Here is a 21,588-nt window from a genome sequence, read left to right as displayed (position 1 = left end):
CTGGAATTATGGTAAGGCCAATTTGGGAGTGATGATGAGCGACTTTGCGGCCACAGCGGAACCTCGCAGGCTTTACCAGCAGATTGCCGACCGGGTCAGAAATCTGATTCAGGACGGGCAGTTTCCGGCGGGAAGCAGGCTTCCGGCTGAGCGCGAGCTTGCCCAGCAACTGGGTGTGTCGCGCCCGTCGCTGCGTGAGGCGCTGATCGCTCTCGAGATTGCCGGCAATGTCGAAATCCGTATGGGTTCCGGCATCTATGTCAATGCCGATCCGGAAAAGCGTGTCGTTACGCAAGGTGTATCCATTGGCGAAAGCCCGCTGGAAATCATGCAGGCGCGCGAGCTGATTGAAGGCAGCGTGGTCGTGATGGCCTGCGCGCGCATGACGCCGGAGCCGCTTGCCGCATTGCGCGCGACGCTCGACGAGATGCGGGCCAATGTGCATGTCGACCGCCGGGCGATGGAGCTTGACCGGCAGTTTCACCTGTTGCTGGCCGAACAGGCGGGCAATTCGGTGGTGGTGCGGATCATCCGCGACCTCTTCGACGAGCGGCACAGCCCGCTGACGTCGCAGATCAGGACGCGGTTTGAGAATAACGATACGTGGGTTCTGGCTTTGGCAGAGCACGAAATCATCTATGCGGCGCTGGAGGCGAGGGATCCGCTTCAGGCGCAGGCGGCCATGCGAACGCATCTGGAGCAATCCAAACAGCGTTGGATGGATAACGAGCCGCGTGACAGGTCATTCGCGGCGACATGAATTGGGAGTGAGGTCAGACATATGAATATTTCCGTTTCCCCGGCTGCAACGCCGGTCATCCTGCTGCATCCATCCGACGACGTCGCGGTTGCGCGCATTTCCGTTCGCGCTGGCGACCCCATCGGGCTGGAAGGCATCCATGCCCGCGAGCTGATCGGTCGTGGCCACAAGGTTGCCATTCGCGCCATTCCAGAAGGCAAGGAAGTTCTGAAATACGGACAGGTCATCGGCGTCGCCACCAAGGACATTGAAGCCGGCGAGCATGTGCATCTGCAAAACCTCGCAATGCTGCCTTCCGAACATGAGCACCAGTTCTCCATCGATATCGAAGAACGCGGCATGCTACCGGAAGCCGAACGCCGCCATTTCATGGGTTATGATCGCGGCGCTGGCGGTGTCGGCACACGCAATTATATCGGCGTCATCTCGTCGGTGAACTGCTCGGCCACCGTGTCGCGTTATATCGCCGACTATTTCAACCGCATGGGCGGTCTTGATGGTTTCGACAATGTCGATGGCGTCGTCGCGCTGACGCACGGCAGCGGCTGCGCGATCAACACCAAGTCGGAAGGCTATCGCCTGTTGATCCGCACCATTCAGGGCTATGCCAAGCACCCGAATTTTGGCGGCATCCTGCTGATCGGTCTTGGCTGCGAAACCAACCAGATCGCGCCGATCCTCGAACATTATCGCATGGAAGAAGGCACGCGCCTGCGCACCATGACGATCCAGCAGCATGGCGGCACGCGCAAGACCATCGATCATGCGATTTCCGAGATCAAGGAAATGCTGCCGCTGGTCAATTCTGCGGTGCGCACCAAGCAGCCCTTGTCGAAGCTGAAAGTGGCGCTGGAATGCGGCGGTTCGGACGGTTATTCCGGCATATCGGCCAACCCGGCGCTGGGCTATGCCTCGGACCTTATCGTGCGCAATGGCGGCACGACCGTTCTGGCGGAAACGCCGGAAATCTATGGCGCAGAACATCTGCTGACGCGCCGCGCCGTGACGCCTGCGGTGGCCGAAAAGCTGTTGCAGCGCATTGACTGGTGGCGCGATTATACCGCGCGCAACGGCGATGAACTCAACAACAATCCATCGCATGGCAACAAGCTTGGTGGTCTCACCACCATTCTGGAAAAGTCGCTCGGTGCGGTTGCCAAGGGTGGCTCCATGCCGCTCAAGGCCGTCTATGAATTTGCCGAAACCGTCACCGAGCCGGGCTTCGTCTTCATGGATACGCCGGGCTATGATCCGGTGGCCGTGACCGGTCAGGTGGCGGGCGGCTGCAATGTCATCTGCTTCACGACGGGCCGTGGTTCGGTTTCCGGCTTCAAGCCTTCGCCTTGCATCAAGATCGCCACGAATTCCGAAATGTACGAGCACATGAAGGAAGACATGGATATCAATTGCGGCGGCATCGTCACCGGCGCGGAAACCATTGAAGAGTCCGGCACGCGCATCTTCGAATATATCATTGCGGCCGCCTCCGGCGAAAAGACGCTGAGCGAAATCTACGACTATGGCGATAATGAATTTGTGCCATGGCAGGTCGGCGCCGTCACCTGATCTGCATCTTTCAATATGTAATCGACAGGAATATCCGATGGTCAAAGCTCTGCGTATCGAGAGCGAAAACGTAACCCGCTTCGCTGAGATCGATGAAGCGCCGCTGCTGCCCGGTCATGTGCGCGTCAAGGTGCGCCATGTCGGCCTGTGCGGCAGCGATCTGAACACCTTCAAGGGTCTCAATCCGCTGGTGCAGCTGCCGCGTATTCCGGGGCATGAAATCGGCGGCGAAATCATCGAGGCCGGTGCGGGCGTCGATGCGGCTTATGCTGCAGGCAAGCGGGTCATCGTGCTGCCCTATACGAATTGCGGCGAGTGCTCGTCCTGCCGCAAGGGGCGGCTCAATGCCTGTCGCTATAACAAAACGCTCGGCGTGCAGCAGAATGGCGGCCTGGCCGACCAGATCGTGCTGCCTGCCGAAAAGCTGATCCTGAACGATACGCTGGAGCCACGCCATCTGGCGCTGGTCGAGCCGCTGTCGGTGGGCTTCCATGCCGTGGCGCGGGGGCGCGTCGAGGCTGGCGATACGGTGGCCGTGCTCGGCTGCGGCATGATCGGCATGGGTGTGCTGATCGGCGCGGTGGCGCGTGGCGCCAAGGTGATCGCCATCGATCCGAGCGCCGAAAAGCGCGAACTGGCGCTGCAATTCGGCGCAACGCATGTTCTGGCGAGCGGCGAAGATGTCGTGCAAAAGGTCATGGAACTGACCGGAGACGACGGCGTGGATGTCGCTTTCGAAGCGGTTGGCTTGCCAATCACCTTCACGCAGGCGGTTGACCTTGCCTGCTTTGCGGGACGTGTGGTTTATGTCGGCTATTCGAAATCGCCAGTGACCTACCAGACCCAGTTTTTCAACCTGAAGGAACTGGACATTATGGGGTCACGCAATGCGACGCTGACCGATTTCGAGGCCGTTGTCGCACATCTGGAAAAGCTGGGCGCCGATGCCGACAAGCTTATCTCGAAAGTGTTTCCATTCGACGAAGCCGAACAGGCGCTGCCCTATTGGGACAGCGACCGCAATGTGCTGAAAATCGTGATCGAGCGGGCTTAATAAACCGCGTTATCGAGAAAAGGGGAGCCGGTTTGGCTCCCCTTTTTCGTTTCACGGCGCACAGTGCCGCCCTTGCTGACGTGCCAAAGGCGGCTCTGTCATTTTATTACATTATTGGCTCTGTTGAGCAAAAATCTCTGTTGCAAACTTACATTCTCGCTCTTACGCTGCTGCAAATATCAAGGCGGCAAACCAGTTAAAAGCCGTCATCACGACGGGGAATGGCATGGCGCATGCGGGCGAATTTGCGGGAAAATCGGTTCTGATCACCGGCGCAGGCGGCGGTGTTGGCAGTGCGCTTGTGAAGCTGTTTGCAGCGCATGGCGCGCGTGTCATCGGCTGCGACACAACATTGGACCATTTGACGGCGGAAGAGCTTCATAGCCGCCATGCCTTTGATCTGCTGGACCGCAGCATGCTGGAGCCAGCGGCAGCGCAAATCATTGCTGCGGACGGTCTGCCGGATATCGTCATCAACAATGCGGGCTGGACGCGCGCGGAAACATTCGACGGTCTTGTCCAGAGCAAAATCGAGGCGGAAATCGACCTCAATCTGACCGCCGTGGCCGGGTTTTCCAACGTCATGGCGCAGGCTATGGCGGCACGCGGGCGGGGCGTCTTCGTGTTTATCTCTTCCGTCAATGCCGTCCTGCATTTTGGCAATCCGGCCTATGCAGCCGCGAAGGCCGGGATCAACGCTTTCGCCAAGGCCATTGCAGTCGAGTTCGGACAAAAGGGCGTGCGCGCCAATGTCGTGTGTCCGGGATCGATCCGCACACCCGCCTGGGATCACCGCATTGCGCAGAACCCTGCCGTGCTGGAGCGCTTGAAGCGCCTTTATCCGCTGGGGCGTATCGTTGATACGCGTGAGGTGGCGGAGGCGGTGGCCTTTCTGGCCTCTGATCGCGCATCGGGGATTACAGGTGCGATCCTGCCGGTCGATGCCGGGTTGACTGCGGGCAGCAGGCCTTTCATCGACGATATTCTCGGAGGAAACTAGGCCGATGGGAAAGGGCAGCGGCTTGCCGCTCCGATTGTCATGAGCAAGGTTGCCGACATCATAACGCGGCTGCATGTCGTGGCGCAGGACGGGTCAAAATCCGACCGCAAACTGGCTGCGCTGGTGCTGGCCGATCCGGATTATGCGTCAAAAGCCGCGATCTCCGACATTGCCGCGCGGGCCAGTGTGAGCGAACCGACGGTGACGCGCTTTTGTCGTGCGCTCGGTTGCGATGGGGTGCGTGAGTTCAAGTTCTTTCTGGCGCAGGCACTGGCCATTGGCGGCCAGTATCTGACCGCTGAACTCCCCGCTCGCGACATCGGCGAGAACCGCATTGCGACAGCGGTAACGGATGCTGCCATTGCCGCGCTTCAGCGCGCCAGCGATGGGCTGGATATGGCCGTGGTGATGAAAACAGCTGAGCGATTGGCTGCTGGCGGTCCTGTTCTGTGTCTGGGATCGGGCGGTATCTCCTCCATGCTGGCGACCGAAATGCAAAACCGGCTGTTTCGTCTCGGCATTCCGGTCAGCGCGCAGGTGGATGGCCAGTTGCAGCCGATGTATGCCGCAGTGACTACGCCCGAAACGACGGTGATCGCCTTTTCGGTTTCGGGCTTTGCGCGCTCCGTGGTGGAGGCGGTGCTGGTGGCGAAGCAATATGGGGCTGTGACGATTGCCATTACAGCGGCTGATTCCGATCTTTCCCAGGCGGCGGACAGGATCATTCCGTTTCAGGCTGATGAGGACGGGAATATTTACAAGCCGACGTCCTCGCGCTTTGCGCTGCTTGCCATTCTCGACATGATCGCCACAGCGACGGCCGAGGCGCGCGGGCCGAAGGTGCTGGAAAACCTGCGCCGGATCAAACATAGCCTGAACACGCTCAAAATCGACGATCCGCGTCTGCCGCTGGGCGACTGAGATCATTGTAATGCATATAGCCGAGGCATAGAGAGCCGCGACAAGCAAGGGGATGAAGATGACGGGAACGATCAATCCTTTCGATGGCGATCAGGATCGCGCGCAGATCTGGGACATGCTGGTGAGGCGTGATATCGAGGCTTTCGTCAATCAGGACTGGGCGCTGGTGGCCGATGATTTCGACGAAATGCGCTTCCTTGGCATTCATGCGCATCATGAAGCTGATCCCGATAAATGGGATGCCGGATTCCCGACATTGGCGGCCTATCGCGACGAGTGGCTGCGACAGGCGGCGGAAAGTGCTGCGACGGAATTTGCCGAATCTCTTTCAGAGGGCATTTTCCGCGCTACGGATCTCAGCGTTATCGACATTACGGGCGATGTCGCAGTTGCGCGGAAGAAATTTTACGGCACCATCGCAAAAAAAGATGGCTCGGTCGATCGCCTCAACTGGCAGACGCTTTATTTCTGCCGTCGCGATGGCGCACACTGGAAAATTACGGGCTTCGTTGGTTATATGAGATATCGCTAAAAAATAGCGGATTCAGGTGTTTTTTGGGCGCAAATGAGGCCGGTTTGCGCCTATTTTCATGTATAGACGAATACATGTCGATCCATAGTATAATCATACTGTTTTTCTCAAATTATAGCTATTTCGTCTTCAATCTATAGTCATAGGGCTGATGTCGCAGCTGATGGCATATTTGTCGCACGCCGTTCGTGCAATTGAGTGGCGGAGGACTACTATTGTCCTCATGCTGGCCGACTTCGACCTACTTAAAAATGCCCCGGCCAGCCTGCATATTTCGTCGCGCAACCTTTCATAAAATCACTAAAGGGGATGGGTGCGCTTGGATGAATTCACGGCTGTGGGTGGACATGTCGGGAAATGACCTATATAGAATCAGGCAATCTTTCGCTAATCATTCCATGCGTTTCGTTCGCGGAACGCAGATCGTGTGTGCGCAATTTGCGCTGGAATGAAGTTTTATCAATCTTGAAAAGGAGATTAAGTCCGCCAGCACAGCGGGGTTAAACTTAATGCATGGTATTTTATACAAGGATGAAAGTATGAAGTCGCCGGCTAAGACAAAGATAAGCTTGAATGGCGTGTTTAAAGTCTTCGGCGACGACCCGGAGCGTGCAATGGAAGCGTTGCGCGCAGGCAAGTCAAAAGCGCAGATTTACAGCGATCTCGGGGCCACCATTGGCGTCGACGATGCTAGTTTTGATATTTATGAAGGCGAAGTATTCGTCATCATGGGTCTGTCCGGTTCGGGCAAGTCGACCCTCCTGCGCCTGCTCAATCGGCTGATCGAACCGACCGCTGGTTCCATCGAAGTTGAAGGCCGCGATATCGTCAAAATGACGAAGCGCGAGCTGATCGACCTTCGCCGCCGCGACATGAGCATGGTTTTCCAGTCATTCGCACTGTTGCCCAATCGTTCGGTGCTGAACAACGCCGCCTTCGGCCTTGAAGTGGCCGGAATGGGTGAAGCCGAGCGTCACGCAAAGGCGCTGAGCGCGCTCGCAGCCGTTGGTCTTGAACCTTATGCCAACAGCATGCCGGACCAGCTTTCCGGCGGTATGAAGCAGCGCGTCGGTCTGGCGCGGGCCTTGGCCAGCGAGCCGACCATCCTGCTGATGGATGAAGCGTTTTCCGCGCTCGATCCGCTGATCCGCACGGAGATGCAGGACGAGTTGAAGCGCCTTCAGGCCCAGCACAGCCGCACCATCATCTTCGTCAGCCATGACCTTGATGAAGCGATGCGCATTGGCGACCGTATCTGCATCATGCAGCACGGCAAGGTCGTACAGGTCGGCACACCGAACGAGATCGTCTCGGAGCCTGCCAACGATTATGTCCGGTCCTTCTTCCGCAATGTGGATGTGTCGCGTGTCTTCAAGGCCGCCGACGTCGCCCGCGAGGATGAGCTGATCATGTTCGAACCGGACCAGCTTGCAACTGCGCTGGAGCGTTTTGATGCCAGCGGCAAGGTGTTTGGCGTGCTGGTTGATGCCGACCGCACCTATCGCGGCCTTGTCAGCCGGGATGCGCTCGCCAAGGGCGCTGTCGCCGAAGCCGGAACGCGACTTGACGATGTGACTGCCATCGAGGCGGAAGCGCCGTTGTCCGGTCTGCTGACGCAGGTTGCAGCCAGCCCTTGGCCGATGCCCGTCACCGACCGGCAGAACCGCTACGTTGGCGCGATCAGCAAATCGTCATTGCTTGAAACTTTGGGTCGTGCGGGCTGATTGCCCGCCTCCAGATTTTTCTCGCATGCATTTATTGACGCATTTCCGGACGCAAAACCGCTTCGCACTTTTGCTGGAAATGCTTCCCACCCAGTCCAGAAATACGGAAATGGACGGTAAAACATGGATTTGAATTTCAGTGTTGGTGGTGCGGCTGATGTGGTGGTCAATTACATTCTCGACCATTTCACGCCTGCACTCGACATAATCGCAGCGGCCATCGGCTTTGTTACCGATGGTATTCAAAACGCTCTCATCGCAATTCCACCTGTCGTCGGTGTGGCCATCCTCACCCTGCTCGCGCTGTGGCGCGTCGGCTGGAAGTTCGCGATCTTCACCATTCTCGCATTGGCGCTCATCATCCACATGGAATTGTGGAGTGGCACAATGGAAAGCCTGTCGCTGGTCCTGGCATCGACCGTTATCGCGATGGTGATCGGCATCCCGCTGGGTATCGCCATGGCGCGCAGCGACATGGTGGCGTCGATTGTGCGCCCGGTGCTCGACCTGATGCAGACAATGCCAGCCTTCGTCTATCTTATTCCGGCGGCGATGTTTTTCGGCCTTGGCGCCGTGCCCGGCACGATTGCAACGGTGATCTTTGCCATGCCGCCAGTGGTGCGCCTGACCAATCTCGGCATTCGTCAGGTTCACGCGGAATTTGTTGAAGCGGGTCTGGCCTTCGGCTGCACGTCGCGACAGCTCCTGTTCAAGGTGCAGCTGCCGAACGCCATGCCGTCGATCATGGCCGGCGTGAACCAGACAATCATGCTGTCCCTGTCGATGGTGGTCATCGCGTCGATGATCGGCGCAGGCGGTCTTGGCAATACAGTCCTGACCGGCATTCAGCGCCTCAATGTGGGCCTTGGCTTCGAAGGCGGTCTGGCCGTGGTCATTCTGGCGGTCATTCTCGACCGCATCACCCAGAGCTTCGGCAAGGGAAATGGCACCGGCTTCTTCAAGCGGCTGGCATCAATGAGAAAGGCGGCAGACACACAGTCTGCCTCATCCTTTCGCAAGCAGGAAGCATGAAACAGAACAATAAAATAATGGCAGTGCATTCCGAAAAATGGGAACCGGTTTTCGGGCAAAAATGCGCTCCAAAGAATAATAAAACGGGAACTGAATCCAATCGAAAAGGAGTAGGCATGTTGAAGAAACTTGCAGGTTTCGGTCTGGCTGCAGTGGTGGCGGGTACCATGACAATGGGCGCGGCCTTTGCCCAGGACGGTAAGACGGTAAAGATCGGCTGGGCCCCGTGGTCCGATGCCGAGTTCGTCACCAAGCTGACCAAGAAGCTGATCGAAGACAATCTCGGCCAGAAGGTCGAGCTGGTGCAGACCGATGTTGCACCGCTTTATCAGGGCGTGAGCCGTGGCGATATCGATGCCATGCTGATGGCCTGGTTGCCGGAAACCCACGCTGATTACTACAAGCGCATCGAGGGCAAGGTCGAAAATCTCGGACCGCTCTATGAAGGTGCAAAGCTTGGCTGGATCGTTCCCGATTACATCCCGGAAAGCGAGATCAGCTCTATTGCCGATCTGAAGAAGCCGGAAGTGAAGGAAAAGCTGAAGGGCGAAATTCAGGGTATCGATCCGGGCGCCGGTCTGACACGTCTGTCGCAGGAAGCAATCAAGAAATACGGGCTCGATTACAAGCTCAATATTTCGAGTGAAGCGGCCATGTTGACGACGGTTGATCGCGCAACCCGTTCGGACGGTTGGTTTGTGGCAACGTCGTGGAGCCCGCACTGGATGTTCGGCAAGTACCAACTGCGCTATATCGCCGATCCTGAAGGCGCGCTGGGCGGTGCAGAGCATGTGGACGCTATCGTCCGCAAGGGCTTCAAGGAAGAAAACCCGAAGGTCGCGGCGCTACTGACCAAGATCGACATTCCGATCAACGAACTTGAATCGGCAATGTTCGACGCACAGCAGACGTCTTACGAGAAGGCCGTCGATAAATATATCGCCGACCACCCGGATCGCATCAAGGAATGGCTTGCCGAATAATCGGTAGTCTAGAGATGGAAAAGCCCCGCTCATGCGGGGCTTTTTTTATCCCCTGCGGGCGATGAGAATACCGGCGATGACAATCGCGCCGCCAAGCCCCTGCATCATGCCGAGCGGCTCGGACAGAATAGTCCAGGCGAGGAACGCCGCCACAACCGGCTGAAGCAGCAAGGTGAGCGACGAGAAGGAAGCGGGCAGAAAGGCCAGAGCATAGGCGATCATGCTTTGTCCGGCGGCATGGGTGAGCCATGCAAGGCCCGCCAGCACAAGCCAGCCATAGAGCGTGGTGGGCATGATCTGCCCTTCTGCAAAATAAGCGACCGGCAGCGATACGATTGCTGCAATGGCGCTGCTCCAGAGCATGATACGCATGGTCGAAAAGCGGTTGCGCAAGCGCCCGACCGACAGAATGTATCCGGCATAGAAGACAGCCGCGAGGAGCGCGAGCGCATCGCCGGATGATTGCGAATGCAGGAGTTCGCCGGGGCCGCCTTTCAGCACGACCACGCCGAGGACGGCAACCACCAGCCCGATGATAAACGACTGGCTGACATGTGCCTTATAGAGCAGCCATGCCGCAAGCGTTACGAAGATCGGGGCCATATTGGCGAGAAGCGTCGCATTGGCGACTGATGTGTAATGCAGCGACAAATGCCACGCGCCGAGATCGGCAGCGATGAACAGGCCAGGCACGGCAAGCAGCAGACAGTCCGTGAGGGTGAGGCGCGCATTGTCCTTGATGTCACCGCGCTCACGCCCGCTCATCAGCATGAGCGGGATGACCGCCAGCGCCACGCGCCAGAATCCGGTGGCAAGCGGGCCAACTTCTGAAAGACGAACGAAAATCGGCGAGCTGGCAATGGCAAAGCCGCCGGCCACCAGAATTGGCATGGCCCAGCGCTGACCAAAGGATTGGGCGTTGGAAGGGGTTGGGCTCGTTACGGGGCTCTCTGGGGCGGTCGTCTGCGACATGTCAAACTCGGGGTCAAACTCGGTCTTGTGTCGAACGCCTAAAGCCGCCTGCATGATGGATGCTGCGGGCATGCGATGAGGTCCGACATGCGAAAGATGAACCGGCGTTGCAGAGCGAATTCAGCACATTTTTTCTGCTACGCATGTTCCAAAACCGTCTGTCATGTCGCAAAGCAATCGAATTGTAGAAATTCTCAATTGTGGGCAGGACGGACGTCGAGATTGCTTATTCCTGCTTGAACAAAGCGTCCAGAAGAAAGATGTGCCGGCACGTTGCTTTGCGATCACTGTTGCCACAACGCCTTCAGCATATCGTCAGGCAATAAAAAAGCGCCCCGCGGGGCGCTTTCCGTTTGTCGATGGTTCTCTTACCGATAGGGCGAAACGCACTGTCTGCGTGGGCCGCTGTTCGGCTGGAAAGTGTTATCCGAAACGCGATAGGTGCGATAACGGTTCTGGCACCACCACACGTGGTTGTTGGTGTGCACAACACGCGGCTGGTTGAGCGCGCCACCGACAATCGCACCGGCGGTGAAGGCTGCCAGCGGATACCACCAGCCGTCGCTGTGGCGGCGATAACCGTTGCGATAATAGCGCGAGCCATGATGACCGTGCCAGTAGCCGGGGCGGTTCGAAGGCCGGTGGCTGCTGTGTGGCGGACGCCCCGGCCTGTTGGCGTGATGCGGCGGGCGGCCTGGCCTGTGGGCATTGCTCGGCGGACGTTTATGACGCTGGGCATGGCCCCGCGGCGGACGGCGATCATCTCGAACCTGTTCGACATTCTGATTAAGCGCAGGACGCTCAAGGTTCATCGGCGCAGCCATGCTCGGAACGATAGATGTGATACCAAAGACCAGCGCCAAGGTCCCCGCGCACGCCTTTTTCAATATGTTCATGTGCAACCCTCCGTATGGAACAACGCATCTAAACGCCTGAAAACACAAATGGTTCCGTATTCAGGCGGCGATAGCGTCGAATTTTGATACGAAGAAGGGGTGTTTACTCGATACCGATACGAACGATCTTGTCTACGAGTGCCAAGGCCAGATTGAGCGCGCTGCCGGTGGCGGTCACGATCTGGGGCAGGATCATCCATTCCAGCATCCATGCCGCGCCCGAGCGTTCCTGCTCATGCACCATCGACTGATGCAGGCCTGAAACCTGAACCGCGTTGAAACGGGCGAGGCTGACCAGCACTTCAGCACCCACCGGGTTTTGCTTGTGCGGCATGGCGGATGAGCCGCCACCGCCCGACAGGGAAAGCTCTGCCCCAAGCTCGGCCATCAGCGCGATGTCCTGTCCGAATTTGCCAAGCGTGCCAGTGATCAGCGACAGAAGACTGCCAAACTCGGCAATGAATGCGCGCTGGCTTTGCCATTGCGGTCGGTCGCAGAGGCCGAGTTTTTCTGCCAGAAGGGCGCGCAGTGCAGGGCCATTTTCGCCAAACTTTTCCAGTGTTCCGGCAGCTCCGCCGAATTGCAGCGGGAAGGCGAGAGCGGCGAGCTTCTGCTCATAATCGGCGATTGGCGTCTGCCAGCTCGTGATGCGGTCTGAAACCGTTACGGGGATGGCGGCCTGCATCCGGGTATAGGCCGTCAGGCCATTTTTGCCGAAGGTCGCATCAAGCCATTTGAAGCGGTCGGACAAATGTTGCAGCCGACCGCGTAAAATGGCGTTTGCCTCACGCAGCCGCAGCATCAGGCTCGTATCGATAACGTCCTGGCTGGTTGCGCCAAAATGCAGTTGGGCCGCGAATTCCGGACCGGTCGCCTGACGCAGTTCCTTGACGAGTGCCGGGATGATGACGCCATCCCGTGCAGTCCCGCTTTCAAGAACGGACAGGTCCGGTTCAAAAGTCTCGGCTGCAAGCCTGATCGCATTGGCGGCTTCATGGGGGATAATCCCCAGTGAAGCCTGGGCATCCGATAACGCCACTTCGAAGCGGACCATTCCGGCAATATCCGCAGCCGCGGTGAAGAGACTTAAAATCTCTTCGTCATCGCCAAAAAGTCCTGCCAGAAACGGATGTTCGAATACCGAAATGCTCATGCGTCAAATATCGAAAAAGACTGTTTCTTTTTCGCCCTGCAAGTGGATGTCGAAAGTATAGATGTCACCTTCGCGCTGACCGATCAAGGTCGGGACGCGCATGCGGTGCTCGACGCGCGCCAGCACCGGATCTTCCGCATTGGCGTCGGCCTCGTCGGAGAAATACATGCGTGTGTGCAGGCCGAGATTGATGCCGCGCGCGACGATCCAGAAAAGGATATGCGGCGCCATCAGGCGTCCGTCCCGGAAGGGAACGCGACCGGGCTTGATCGTCTCGAAAGTGAATTCGCCGGTTTCCATATGGGTTGGGCAGCGGCCCCATCCACGGAAATTGGGATCGGCCTTGCCGCCGGTTTCCGAAGGGCTGTTGTACAGTCCCGTGGCATCGGCCTGCCAGATTTCCACCAGCGCATCGCGCAGCGGCGCGCCTATGCCGTCAAGAACGCGACCCTTGATGGTCACGCGCTCGCCCAGCGTCTTGTCGTTGGTTAGCGGGCTCGTTCCGAGATCTTCCGCGAAGACGCCATGGATGCCGACGAAATTCGGCGTCAATCCGATATGGACGTAAGGGCCCGCGGTCTGGGATGCGCTTTCCTTGAGATAACCCAGTGGCTGTACCATATCAGTTGCCCTCCGGACGGTTTTCAAAGAAGGTCGAGCGGCGTCCGCGCAACACAATGTCAAACTTGTAGGCCAGCATATCCATCGGCAGGGTCGCATTCATGTCGAGCGGCGCGATGAGGCGCTCGACCGCGCTTCTGTCAGGCACCGTTTTCACGATCGGGCAGCGCCAGATCAGCGGATCGCCTTCGAAATACATCTGGGTGATCAGACGCTGCGCGAAACCATGTCCGAAGATCGAGAAGTGGATATGGGCCGGGCGCCAGTCATTGACGCCGTTCGGCCACGGATAAGCGCCTGGCTGGATCGTCTTGAACCAGTAATAGCCGTTCTCATCGGTGATGGTGCGGCCAACGCCGCCGAAATTCGGATCGATGGCGGCGAGATAGGTTTCTTTCTTGTGGCGGTAGCGACCGCCGGCATTGGCCTGCCAGAATTCTAGCAGCGCACCCGGAATCGGGCGATTGCTTTCGTCCAGCACGCGACCATGCACCAGAATGCGCGGGCCGACCGGCATTTCGCCGGGGCGCGCATAATTGCGGATCAGGTCGTTATCGAGTTCGTTCAGCATGCCATGCCCGAAAACCGGGCCGGTAATCTCGCTCTTGGTGCCTTCCAGCGACAGCAGCGCGCGGGTGGGCGAACGCAGAACGGATGTCTTGTACCACGGCGTATAGGCCGGTGGATGCATGGTCAGATCGCGAGCGAAAAAGGGGCTCGTTTCCGGCGGTGTGTTTTTCATTTCTCGGCTTCCTCCGCTTCCATCTGTGCGTAGGTCTGTTTGGCGATCTTGAACGCGTGGTTCGATGCGGGCACGCCCGCATAAATCGCAACATGCAGCAGAGCTTCGCAGATGTCTTCCTTGGTCGCGCCGGTATTCTTCGTGGCGCGGATATGCATTGCAACTTCATCGTCCTGGCCAAGTGCGGCCAGAAGCGCGATCGTTACCATGGAACGCTCGCGCTTGGTCCACTGCGGACGCGACCAGACCGTTCCCCATGCCGTCTCGGTGATAAGCTCCTGGAACGGTGCATCAAGACCCGTGGCACCATTCGATGCCCGGTCCACATGCGCATCGCCAAGAACCGAGCGACGGACGCTCATTCCAAGCTTGTAACGCTCGGAGCGCTCGGCAGTGTCACCCATGGTTATTCTCCCTGGAAGCTTAATTTGAAAGGCGGGTTGAAAGAAAATCGCGCAACAGCGAGACATAGGCGTCCGGTTGTTCCACGCAGGGTATATGGCCGCTATGCGCGATTTCAGCGAAAGTCGCGCCGGGCACGAGGCTTGCCAGTTCCTTGACGAGTGCAGGCGGCGTTGCGCCATCCTGATCGCCGACGACACATAGCACAGGCACGGAAATCGCCTTCGCCGCATCCGTGAAATCGGCATCACGCAGGGCTGCGCAGGTGGCTGCATAGCCATCAAGCGGCTGGCGCACGAACATGTTGCAATAGGCGCGGAAGGCATCATTGTCCGGCTTGCGGAAATCGTCGGTGAACCAGCGCGGCATGGTGCCGTCCAGAATGCTTGCCAGACCGTTCTGCAAAATAGCGTCGATGCGGGCGTTCCACATGTCCGCAGTGCCAATCTTGTGTGCGGTGTTGGACAGGATCATGCCCGCGACGAGATCAGGGCGGGCGGCATAGACACCCTGCGCAATCAGACCGCCGACCGAAAGGCCGCACAACACCACGCGGCGGATCGACAGCTTTTCGAGAAGCGCGATCAGATCCTGCGCCAGAAGCGCGATGGAGTAGGGAGTGTCGCCGATATCGGAAAGGCCGTGTCCGCGCTTGTCGTAAACCAGCGTCGGGATATCGTTGCCGAGCTTTGCCCGAACATCATCCCAGATGCGCATGTCGGTTCCCAGCGAATTGATGAAAACCAGAACAGGCTTTTCATCCCCGCTCCACTGCAAATCATAGTGAAGCACGACGTCGTTTACGTTGGCGAATTGCACGGCTTTCTCCTCTTGATCAGCAGTGTTGCGCTTTCCAATTGGTTAAGTAAAATGATATTATCAGTCGAAATCATAACTTATAGGTTATCTAATCACGTGATCGGGAACAGGATCAAGTTTCGCCATCTGCACACCTTCGTTGAAGTGGCGCGTCAGAAGAGCGTGGTCAAGGCGTCGGAGATTTTGAATATCAGCCAGCCCGCCGTCACCAAAACAATCCGTGAGCTGGAGGATGTGCTGGGCGTTCCGGTTCTGGAGCGTGACGGTCGCGGAATTCGCCTGACGCGTTTCGGGGAGGTGTTTCTGCGCCATGCGGGAACGGCGTTGACGGCCTTGCGGCAGGGGCTCGATTCAGTCTCGCATGAGCTGGACGGTTCCGGCCCGCCGATCCGTATCGGCGCTCTGCCGACCGTTTCCACACGCATCATGCCAAAAGCCATGAGCCTGTTTCTGGCGGAGAAGGCGGGCAGTCGTGTGAAGATCGTCACGGGCGAGAACGCGGTTCTGCTGGAGCAATTGCGCGTTGGCGATCTCGACCTTGTTGTCGGGCGTCTGGCCGCGCCGGAAAAGATGACGGGCTTTTCCTTCGAGCATCTCTATTCCGAGCAGGTGCGGTTTCTGGTCCGGGCAGGGCATCCGCTCACGGACGGACGACCGGTCTTCGATCATCTGGCGGATTATCCGGTGCTGATGCCGACGCAAAATTCGATCATCCGCCCGTTTGTGGAACGGCTGCTGATCGCCAACGGCATCGGCGCGTTGCCCATTCAGGTTGAAACCGTATCGGATGCCTTTGGGCGCGCTTTTGTTCGCGACAGCGATGCGATCTGGATTATTTCCGAAGGTGTCGTGGCGCGCGATGTGACCGAAGGCAAACTGGTCATGCTGCCGATCGATACCAGCGAAACGGTCGGCCCTGTGGGCCTGACAATGCGGACGGATACGGTCAGTTCCGGGTCGCGGCAAATGCTCATCCAGATATTGCGTGATGTTTCCGGCGCTTCGCTATCTCGCGCCATGCCCGGTGCAGGCACAGGCGGAACAGCGCTTTGATACTGTTAGTGATGCAATAGTTCGCCCAGAAATTTGCGCGTGCGTTCCTGCTTCGGATTGGCGAAGAATTCGTCCGGAGAAGCCTGTTCGATAATCGCGCCTTCGGCCATGAAGATCACGAGGTCGGCCACCTGCCGTGCAAAGCCCATTTCATGGGTAACGCAGATCATCGTCATGCCTTCATCCGCAAGGCTGACCATGGTGTCGAGCACTTCCTTGACCATCTCCGGGTCGAGCGCGGATGTCGGTTCGTCGAAGAGCATGACCTTCGGCTTCATGCACAGCGCGCGGGCAATGGCGACGCGCTGCTGCTGACCGCCTGAAAGCTGCGACGGGAATTTGTCGGCCTGCTCCAGAATTTTCACGCGGTTCAAAAGCGCCTTGGCGCTCTTTTCCGCATCTGCCTTGCTGGCCTTAAGCGAGCGCATCGGCGCGAGCATGCAGTTTTGCAGCACGGTGAGATGCGGGAAGAGATTGAACTGCTGGAACACCATGCCAACCTCACGACGCACCGCATCGATGGATTCGCCCGCATGGCCGAGCAGAATGCCGCCGACATGAATTTCGCCCTTCTGGTAGGTTTCCAGATGGTTGATGCAGCGAATGAGCGTCGATTTTCCGCTGCCGGACGGTCCACAGAGCACGATCTTTTCTCCCTTGCGCACCGTCAGATTGATGTCGTGCAAGGCTTGAAAATTGCCGTACCATTTTTCGACATTCTGCAAGCGGATCATCGCATCGGAAGTCTCAGCAGAGGGCTGGTGGATCATCGGGTCACTCCGGGTAGTGTCGTAGTGGTCAGCGGCTTGACGCTGCAAATTTGCGTTCAAGATGAGCGCCGAAGATTGTCAGCGGGCAGCACATGAGGAAATAGAGCGCGCCAACGATGCCGAAGACGGTGAGCGGTTCGAAAATCTGGTTGGAGATAATGTTTCCGGCCCGCGTCAGCTCGGTAAAGCCGACGATGGAGGCAAGCGAGGTTCCCTTAATCAGCTGCACCAGAAAGCCGATGGTGGCAGGCAGCGAAATGCGGATCGCCTGCGGCAGGATCACATCCTTCATGCGCCAGAAATAGCGAAGGCTGAGCGCTTTTGCAGCTTCTGTCTGGCCCTTGGGCACCGCTTCAATGGACCCGCGCCAGATTTCGCCCAGATAGGCGCTGGCATGCAGTGTCAGGCCGATAGCAACGGCAAGCCATGCATCGAGTTTCAGCCCGATGAGCGCAAGGCCGTAATAGACCACAAAGAGCTGCATCAAAAGCGGGGTTCCCTGAAAGACCGCGATATAGGTTGCCGTCATCCGTTCCAGTGCTGGAATGCCCGAAGTGCGCAGCAAGGCAATGCCGAGACCTGCCGTGCAGCCGCAGACAAAGCCAACAGCCGAGAGCGCTACCGTCCACTTCAATCCGATCAGCAGGAAGACAAATTCATCGTGACCCATGGGGAAACTCCTACTTGACCGGATAGGCGAAATAGCGCGCCGAGATGAAGGAGAAGAGGCGCATCATGACCCAGGAAATCACCAGATAGAACGCCGTGACGGTAAAATAGACCTCGAAGCTGCGGAAGCTGTCGGATTCGATGCGCTGGGCAACGGAAGTCAGTTCATAGGCCGAGATTGCCGAGGCAATGCTGGTTGTCAGCGTCAACAGGATGAACTGGCTTGTCAGCGACGGAAAAATCGCCCGCAAGGCCGGTTTCAGCACGATCAGCCGGAAGACCTGCGCCTTATGAAGGCCAAGCGCGATGCCAGCCTCGATCTGGCCCTTTGGAATGGATTGAACGCCGCCGCGAATGATCTCGATGGCATAGGCCCCGCCATTGATGCCCAGCGCGATGATGGCGGTTGGCGTCGGGTCGAGCCGGACACCGGCAAGCGGTAAAGCGAAATAGATGAAGAAGATCTGGACGAGAAATGGCGTGTTGCGGATGAGTTCGACAAAGCCGATGACCAGCCAGCGCAGAAACCAGAAGCGGGAGCCGCGCAGCAGAACACCGCCAATACCGATGACGATTGCCAGCAACATGCCGAATATGGCCATGGTAAAGGTTCCCAAACAGGCAAGCAGCAGGTTGGGGAGGCCATCGATGACCGGCGTGAAATCCAGAGTATAATTCATCGTTCGCTCTGTCTGTTTGCTCTTGAACAACAGGCCCTGAGCCTTGGGCGACGGGTCGTCTTTTGGTCGCCGTTGTTCTCTTTGCTCCAATTGACCGATGCGGCCAGATGTCTGTCGGTCAGTCTTTGTCGACCATCTTTGCCATGGCTTGCACGGCCAACTCATAACCATTTGCGCCGAACCCGATCAGGATGCCGGTTGCGACGCGTGAAATGAGAGAATTGTGGTAGATGCTCTCGCGGGCATGGACGTTCGAAATATGCAGCTCGATCTTCGGGCCGTCGAACATCTTCAAGGCGTCAAGCAAGGCGACTGAAGTGAATGTATAGCCCGCCGGATTGACGATGATACCGCAAGCTTGCTTGCGCGCCTGATGCACGCTTTCCACCAGTTCGCCCTCAAAATTGGTCTGGCGAAAGTCCACCGCAAAACCAAGCGTCTCGGCCACTTGTGTCGCGCGGTCGCGAATATCGGCAAGCGTCGTGGTGCCATAGACGGTCGGCTCGCGCTCGCCGAGCAGATTGAGATTGGGGCCGTTCAAAATAAAGATGGTTCTGGACATGGTGCTTCCCGAAACGGCGGGTGGGCCGTTTTACGACATGAGGAAACGGTTGCAGACGCTGGCGTTTGTTAATCGGAAAAGCGCCCCCCGGAGCCTCCCCAATTCTCGTTTTTATGCACTTGAACGCAAAGCGACTTCGCGCTTTTGCCGAAAATGCTGTTAGCCAGCGTCTGCAATCAGGATCGCTGAATTATCAGTTCGCCGTGAAGGAAACGCCTTCAAGCTTTTCCGGGAATTCCGGAACAGGCACTTTCATCCACTTGTCGTAGATTTTCTTCAGCTCGCCATTGTCCTTGATCTTGTCGATGAAGGTGTTGATCGAAGCGTTGAGTTCCTTTTCGCCCAGACGCGTGCAAGCGCCGTTATAGAGCTTCTGGAATTCCAGCTTGTTTTCGAACTCACCCGGACGGGCCTTTTCGACGCGATCCATATAGAAGATGTTGCCGCCAAGCGCCTGCACCTGACCGGACGCCAGTGCCTGTACGCTCGGTGCATCGCCGTCATAACGACGGATGGTGGCGCTGGATGGCGCGTTCTTGGTAACCTGCGTGTCCTGTGCAGCGCCTTTGGCAACGCCAATGGTGAGATTGGCCATGTCGTCATTGGTTTTGATCGACATGGATTTCGGGCCAATCAGTACGATGGCATTCGCCACATAAGGCTTGCTGAACTGCACAGCCTTGGCGCGCTCCGGCAGCATGGCCATGGTCGCGAACAGCACGTCAACCCGTCCCGTTGTCAGCGCGGGAATGCGGTTGTTCACTTCAAGCGGTACGAATTCTACCGGCACGCCGAGTTCCTTGCCGAACAGATTGGCGATATCGGCGTCGAGACCATCCTGCTGGCCTGCGCTCGTCACAAAACCCCATGGTGGATTGTCGCCCTGAATACCGACGATGAGCTTGCCGCGCGCCTTGATTTCCTCTGGCGTAATGGCGGCTGCGGGCTTGGCGAGCCCAACGGCTGCCACCAGCGCTGCCGCGCCCAGCATCATGTGACGACGTGTCAGCATAGACTTAAACATTCGTTCCTCCTCCCAAAACTGGCGCTCTATCGATCCTCTCCCGTGGATCAGATGGCCGTATGATTATATGTTTGGCAGATGATGCTTGGCAAATCAACCGAGTTTATCAAAATCATATGAGATTTTGAATTTTACATAAAACAGATTTTCCCGCCCGTCACCACAGCCGGTGTGATCGGCTGGATGGTGGATCAGGTAATACGTCCGCTTTTGAGAATATGCTCCACGCCGCTCTGGATATGGCGGCGGATCACGGCTTGAGCACCTTCGACGTCCCGCGCAACGGCCAGTTCAAACAGCAATTTGTGGTCATCCACGACAGGGCGTCCGCGAAATGTCTGTGCCAGCATGTGATAGCGGAGAAAGCGGTCGAACACCGAGGATAGCGCCGTCAGCAGCGTTTCCGAATCGCATGCCGACACGATGGCTTGATGAAATTCCCAGTCGTAACGAACCCATTCGATGGTGCGCGATGCATCGCCCGCGAGCAGAACCCTTTCGGCCGCCGCGAGCTTGTGGTGGGCCGCAACGATACGGCCTTCCCATTCAAGGTCACCAGCTGCAAAGGAAAGCGCGATGGCATGGGTTTCGAGAACTCCGCGCAGATCGGCCAGTTCCTCCAGTTCCTTGCGGGAGGCGGGGCTCACTTCGAAGCCGCGCTGCCCCTCGGCCACGACGAGATTTTCCGTCGTCAGCCGGTTGAGGATTTCGCGCAGCGACGAAACGCTGATCGAATAGCGCTCTTTCGCCTGTTCCAGCTTGATCTTGGCTCGTGGCGGCAATGTTCCGGAAATGATGTCCTTGCGGATCTGCCGGAAAACCACATCGCTGACGGTTTCGGTGGATGCACTGTCTTCCCGCAGCATGGTGTTTCCTTTTGCGTGGCGGTCACGTTCAATAGTGGTAGCGGGAAGGGGCGCCGATCAGGGCAGCGTGCCCCCGGTCAGCGCATGTTGGACGCCGCCATCTATATGTTTGATAAGAATGGCTTTTGCTTCGGTCGCATTGCGCGCCAGTGCCGCATCGAGCAACTGCTTGTGTTCCTTTTCCGCGACGTCGCCGCGATAGGACAGCGCAACCATCTGATAGCGCAGATATTTATCGAAGACGGTGGCATGGGTTTCCATCAGCAGCCGGGAACCACAGGCTGAAATCAGCGCCTGATGAAACTCCCAGTCATAGCGCTTCCACTCTTCCGCCCGGCTGGCATCACCTGACGCCATGATCTGCTCCATCCGTGCCAGCTTGTAGTGCGACGAGACCAGTTGCGCCTCCCAATCCATGCCGCCGAAGGCGAAGGACTGCTCAAGCGCGTGGGTTTCCAGCAGGAGGCGCAGTGCGGCGATTTCCTTGAGATCGGCATCCGACATGGGGGCGACTTCAAAGCCGCGCTGACCCTCGGCGACGACGAAGCCCTCCGACGACAGACGGTTGAGAATTTCACGCAGTGTGCTGACGCTGGTGTCGTAGGAATCCTTCAGGCTTTCCAGCCGTAACCGTTGTGCAGGCGCCAGACGCCCGAAGATAATATCGGTCCGAATGCGGCGATAGCAGCTTTCAGCGATGGACTCATTGGAAGATTCGTAACGCATTAGGAGATATCTCAGATATTCGAGACTTTATCATACATGTCTCGCGTTCCTGTTACAATGT

24 protein-coding genes are annotated in these 21,588 nt (G+C 57.7%); 10 read left to right on the top strand and 14 right to left on the bottom strand.

What is annotated here, in order from left to right; translation table 11 throughout:
* Positions 1–34: 34 nt before the first annotated feature.
* From ACTJKP_RS12040 to ACTJKP_RS12000, 9 genes are all read left to right on the top strand, one after another.
* Positions 35–760 (top strand): FadR/GntR family transcriptional regulator, encoded by a 726-nt coding sequence (locus ACTJKP_RS12040; RefSeq protein WP_078336723.1) that lies wholly within the window; start codon positions 35–37, stop codon positions 758–760.
* 21 nt (positions 761–781) lie between these two features.
* A complete protein-coding gene (locus tag ACTJKP_RS12035; RefSeq protein WP_440630822.1) occupies positions 782–2,326 on the top strand; it encodes a UxaA family hydrolase in 1,545 nt (514 codons plus the stop codon).
* Between the two features lie 37 nt (positions 2,327–2,363).
* The gene (locus ACTJKP_RS12030) at positions 2,364–3,380 is read left to right on the top strand and encodes a zinc-binding alcohol dehydrogenase family protein (RefSeq protein WP_440630821.1); all 1,017 of its coding nucleotides are present in this window, start codon (positions 2,364–2,366) and stop codon (positions 3,378–3,380) included.
* Positions 3,381–3,606: 226 nt separating this feature from the next.
* Positions 3,607–4,380: an SDR family oxidoreductase gene (locus ACTJKP_RS12025; protein WP_078336726.1), complete on the top strand. Its 774-nt coding sequence runs from the start codon at positions 3,607–3,609 to the stop codon at positions 4,378–4,380.
* 39 nt (positions 4,381–4,419) lie between these two features.
* Complete coding sequence (locus tag ACTJKP_RS12020; RefSeq protein ID WP_440630820.1) at positions 4,420–5,301, top strand: MurR/RpiR family transcriptional regulator; 882 nt, start codon at positions 4,420–4,422, stop codon at positions 5,299–5,301.
* Positions 5,302–5,359: 58 nt separating this feature from the next.
* A complete protein-coding gene (locus ACTJKP_RS12015; RefSeq protein WP_440630819.1) occupies positions 5,360–5,833 on the top strand; it encodes a hypothetical protein in 474 nt (157 codons plus the stop codon).
* A gap of 539 nt (positions 5,834–6,372) precedes the next feature.
* Positions 6,373–7,557, top strand: a complete 1,185-nt coding sequence (proV, locus tag ACTJKP_RS12010; RefSeq protein ID WP_440630818.1) for a glycine betaine/L-proline ABC transporter ATP-binding protein ProV — start codon at positions 6,373–6,375, stop codon at positions 7,555–7,557.
* A gap of 123 nt (positions 7,558–7,680) precedes the next feature.
* Positions 7,681–8,589: an ABC transporter permease gene (locus ACTJKP_RS12005; protein ID WP_440630817.1), complete on the top strand. Its 909-nt coding sequence runs from the start codon at positions 7,681–7,683 to the stop codon at positions 8,587–8,589.
* Positions 8,590–8,705: 116 nt separating this feature from the next.
* On the top strand, positions 8,706–9,572 hold the full coding sequence (locus ACTJKP_RS12000; RefSeq protein ID WP_440630816.1) for a glycine betaine ABC transporter substrate-binding protein: 867 nt from the start codon (positions 8,706–8,708) through the stop codon (positions 9,570–9,572).
* Positions 9,573–9,617: 45 nt separating this feature from the next.
* On the opposite strand, the gene ACTJKP_RS11995 is transcribed toward ACTJKP_RS12000, so the two are convergent.
* The 7 genes from ACTJKP_RS11995 to pcaD all read right to left on the bottom strand — a co-directional run bounded on the left by ACTJKP_RS11995 (position 9,618) and on the right by pcaD (position 15,177).
* Positions 9,618–10,544 (bottom strand): DMT family transporter, encoded by a 927-nt coding sequence (locus ACTJKP_RS11995; protein ID WP_280993183.1) that lies wholly within the window; start codon positions 10,542–10,544, stop codon positions 9,618–9,620.
* 368 nt (positions 10,545–10,912) lie between these two features.
* Positions 10,913–11,440 carry a BA14K family protein gene (locus ACTJKP_RS11990; protein WP_440630815.1) on the bottom strand — a complete coding sequence of 176 codons (528 nt, stop codon included), beginning with the start codon at positions 11,438–11,440 and terminating at the stop codon, positions 10,913–10,915.
* A 103-nt stretch (positions 11,441–11,543) separates the two neighbouring features.
* Positions 11,544–12,593, bottom strand: a complete 1,050-nt coding sequence (locus ACTJKP_RS11985) for a 3-carboxy-cis,cis-muconate cycloisomerase (RefSeq protein WP_440630814.1) — start codon at positions 12,591–12,593, stop codon at positions 11,544–11,546.
* Between the two features lie 3 nt (positions 12,594–12,596).
* The gene (gene pcaG, locus ACTJKP_RS11980; RefSeq protein WP_078336732.1) at positions 12,597–13,214 is read right to left on the bottom strand and encodes a protocatechuate 3,4-dioxygenase subunit alpha; all 618 of its coding nucleotides are present in this window, start codon (positions 13,212–13,214) and stop codon (positions 12,597–12,599) included.
* A 1-nt stretch (position 13,215) separates the two neighbouring features.
* On the bottom strand, positions 13,216–13,956 hold the full coding sequence (gene pcaH / locus ACTJKP_RS11975; RefSeq protein WP_113533405.1) for a protocatechuate 3,4-dioxygenase subunit beta: 741 nt from the start codon (positions 13,954–13,956) through the stop codon (positions 13,216–13,218).
* The gene (gene pcaC, locus ACTJKP_RS11970) at positions 13,953–14,360 is read right to left on the bottom strand and encodes a 4-carboxymuconolactone decarboxylase (protein ID WP_113533406.1); all 408 of its coding nucleotides are present in this window, start codon (positions 14,358–14,360) and stop codon (positions 13,953–13,955) included. The genes pcaH and pcaC overlap by 4 nt, the downstream gene beginning before the upstream one ends.
* Positions 14,361–14,379: 19 nt before the next feature.
* On the bottom strand, positions 14,380–15,177 hold the full coding sequence (pcaD, locus tag ACTJKP_RS11965) for a 3-oxoadipate enol-lactonase (protein WP_440630813.1): 798 nt from the start codon (positions 15,175–15,177) through the stop codon (positions 14,380–14,382).
* A 96-nt stretch (positions 15,178–15,273) separates the two neighbouring features.
* Between pcaD and pcaQ the strand changes: the two genes are divergently transcribed.
* Entirely contained in the window at positions 15,274–16,230 is a 957-nt protein-coding gene (gene pcaQ, locus ACTJKP_RS11960; protein WP_440630812.1) for a pca operon transcription factor PcaQ, read from the top strand.
* A gap of 5 nt (positions 16,231–16,235) precedes the next feature.
* On the opposite strand, the gene ACTJKP_RS11955 is transcribed toward pcaQ, so the two are convergent.
* The 7 genes from ACTJKP_RS11955 to ACTJKP_RS11925 form a co-directional block, all read right to left on the bottom strand.
* On the bottom strand, positions 16,236–16,964 hold the full coding sequence (locus ACTJKP_RS11955; RefSeq protein WP_440630834.1) for an amino acid ABC transporter ATP-binding protein: 729 nt from the start codon (positions 16,962–16,964) through the stop codon (positions 16,236–16,238).
* Positions 16,965–17,028: 64 nt separating this feature from the next.
* The gene (locus ACTJKP_RS11950) at positions 17,029–17,670 is read right to left on the bottom strand and encodes an amino acid ABC transporter permease (protein WP_151592029.1); all 642 of its coding nucleotides are present in this window, start codon (positions 17,668–17,670) and stop codon (positions 17,029–17,031) included.
* 10 nt (positions 17,671–17,680) lie between these two features.
* A complete protein-coding gene (locus tag ACTJKP_RS11945) occupies positions 17,681–18,349 on the bottom strand; it encodes an amino acid ABC transporter permease (protein WP_078336738.1) in 669 nt (222 codons plus the stop codon).
* A gap of 118 nt (positions 18,350–18,467) precedes the next feature.
* Positions 18,468–18,911: a type II 3-dehydroquinate dehydratase gene (gene aroQ, locus ACTJKP_RS11940; protein WP_404572448.1), complete on the bottom strand. Its 444-nt coding sequence runs from the start codon at positions 18,909–18,911 to the stop codon at positions 18,468–18,470.
* Between the two features lie 193 nt (positions 18,912–19,104).
* Complete coding sequence (locus tag ACTJKP_RS11935; protein ID WP_078336740.1) at positions 19,105–19,935, bottom strand: transporter substrate-binding domain-containing protein; 831 nt, start codon at positions 19,933–19,935, stop codon at positions 19,105–19,107.
* A 191-nt stretch (positions 19,936–20,126) separates the two neighbouring features.
* Entirely contained in the window at positions 20,127–20,801 is a 675-nt protein-coding gene (locus ACTJKP_RS11930) for a GntR family transcriptional regulator (protein ID WP_440630811.1), read from the bottom strand.
* A 57-nt stretch (positions 20,802–20,858) separates the two neighbouring features.
* The gene (locus ACTJKP_RS11925) at positions 20,859–21,527 is read right to left on the bottom strand and encodes a GntR family transcriptional regulator (protein ID WP_440630810.1); all 669 of its coding nucleotides are present in this window, start codon (positions 21,525–21,527) and stop codon (positions 20,859–20,861) included.
* Positions 21,528–21,588 lie beyond the last annotated feature (61 nt).

The sequence above is a fragment of the Brucella sp. 22210 genome, from assembly GCF_052045675.1.
Classification (GTDB): Bacteria; Pseudomonadota; Alphaproteobacteria; order Rhizobiales; family Rhizobiaceae; genus Brucella.
The sequence above is the reverse complement of the archived record's forward strand: the minus strand, read 5'-3'. Positions and strand labels throughout refer to the sequence as shown.

What these genes read in the sequence shown, in the direction of transcription:
- ACTJKP_RS11950 (WP_151592029.1), bottom strand. Translation starts at nt 17,670, where the DNA reads ATGGGTCACGATGAATTTGTCTTCCTGCTGATCGGATTGAAGTGGACG.
- proV (WP_440630818.1), top strand. Translation starts at nt 6,373, where the DNA reads ATGAAGTCGCCGGCTAAGACAAAGATAAGCTTGAATGGCGTGTTTAAA.
- ACTJKP_RS12020 (WP_440630820.1), top strand. Translation starts at nt 4,420, where the DNA reads ATGAGCAAGGTTGCCGACATCATAACGCGGCTGCATGTCGTGGCGCAG.
- ACTJKP_RS11985 (WP_440630814.1), bottom strand. Translation starts at nt 12,593, where the DNA reads ATGAGCATTTCGGTATTCGAACATCCGTTTCTGGCAGGACTTTTTGGC.
- ACTJKP_RS12025 (WP_078336726.1), top strand. Translation starts at nt 3,607, where the DNA reads ATGGCGCATGCGGGCGAATTTGCGGGAAAATCGGTTCTGATCACCGGC.
- pcaC (WP_113533406.1), bottom strand. Translation starts at nt 14,360, where the DNA reads ATGGGTGACACTGCCGAGCGCTCCGAGCGTTACAAGCTTGGAATGAGC.
- pcaG (WP_078336732.1), bottom strand. Translation starts at nt 13,214, where the DNA reads ATGGTACAGCCACTGGGTTATCTCAAGGAAAGCGCATCCCAGACCGCG.
- ACTJKP_RS12000 (WP_440630816.1), top strand. Translation starts at nt 8,706, where the DNA reads ATGTTGAAGAAACTTGCAGGTTTCGGTCTGGCTGCAGTGGTGGCGGGT.
- ACTJKP_RS11945 (WP_078336738.1), bottom strand. Translation starts at nt 18,349, where the DNA reads ATGAATTATACTCTGGATTTCACGCCGGTCATCGATGGCCTCCCCAAC.
- ACTJKP_RS11925 (WP_440630810.1), bottom strand. Translation starts at nt 21,527, where the DNA reads ATGCGTTACGAATCTTCCAATGAGTCCATCGCTGAAAGCTGCTATCGC.
- ACTJKP_RS11995 (WP_280993183.1), bottom strand. Translation starts at nt 10,544, where the DNA reads ATGTCGCAGACGACCGCCCCAGAGAGCCCCGTAACGAGCCCAACCCCT.
- pcaH (WP_113533405.1), bottom strand. Translation starts at nt 13,956, where the DNA reads ATGAAAAACACACCGCCGGAAACGAGCCCCTTTTTCGCTCGCGATCTG.
- ACTJKP_RS12015 (WP_440630819.1), top strand. Translation starts at nt 5,360, where the DNA reads ATGACGGGAACGATCAATCCTTTCGATGGCGATCAGGATCGCGCGCAG.
- ACTJKP_RS12030 (WP_440630821.1), top strand. Translation starts at nt 2,364, where the DNA reads ATGGTCAAAGCTCTGCGTATCGAGAGCGAAAACGTAACCCGCTTCGCT.
- ACTJKP_RS11935 (WP_078336740.1), bottom strand. Translation starts at nt 19,935, where the DNA reads ATGTTTAAGTCTATGCTGACACGTCGTCACATGATGCTGGGCGCGGCA.
- ACTJKP_RS12040 (WP_078336723.1), top strand. Translation starts at nt 35, where the DNA reads ATGAGCGACTTTGCGGCCACAGCGGAACCTCGCAGGCTTTACCAGCAG.
- ACTJKP_RS11930 (WP_440630811.1), bottom strand. Translation starts at nt 20,801, where the DNA reads ATGCTGCGGGAAGACAGTGCATCCACCGAAACCGTCAGCGATGTGGTT.
- ACTJKP_RS11955 (WP_440630834.1), bottom strand. Translation starts at nt 16,964, where the DNA reads ATGATCCGCTTGCAGAATGTCGAAAAATGGTACGGCAATTTTCAAGCC.
- aroQ (WP_404572448.1), bottom strand. Translation starts at nt 18,911, where the DNA reads ATGTCCAGAACCATCTTTATTTTGAACGGCCCCAATCTCAATCTGCTC.
- ACTJKP_RS11990 (WP_440630815.1), bottom strand. Translation starts at nt 11,440, where the DNA reads ATGAACATATTGAAAAAGGCGTGCGCGGGGACCTTGGCGCTGGTCTTT.
- ACTJKP_RS12035 (WP_440630822.1), top strand. Translation starts at nt 782, where the DNA reads ATGAATATTTCCGTTTCCCCGGCTGCAACGCCGGTCATCCTGCTGCAT.
- ACTJKP_RS12005 (WP_440630817.1), top strand. Translation starts at nt 7,681, where the DNA reads ATGGATTTGAATTTCAGTGTTGGTGGTGCGGCTGATGTGGTGGTCAAT.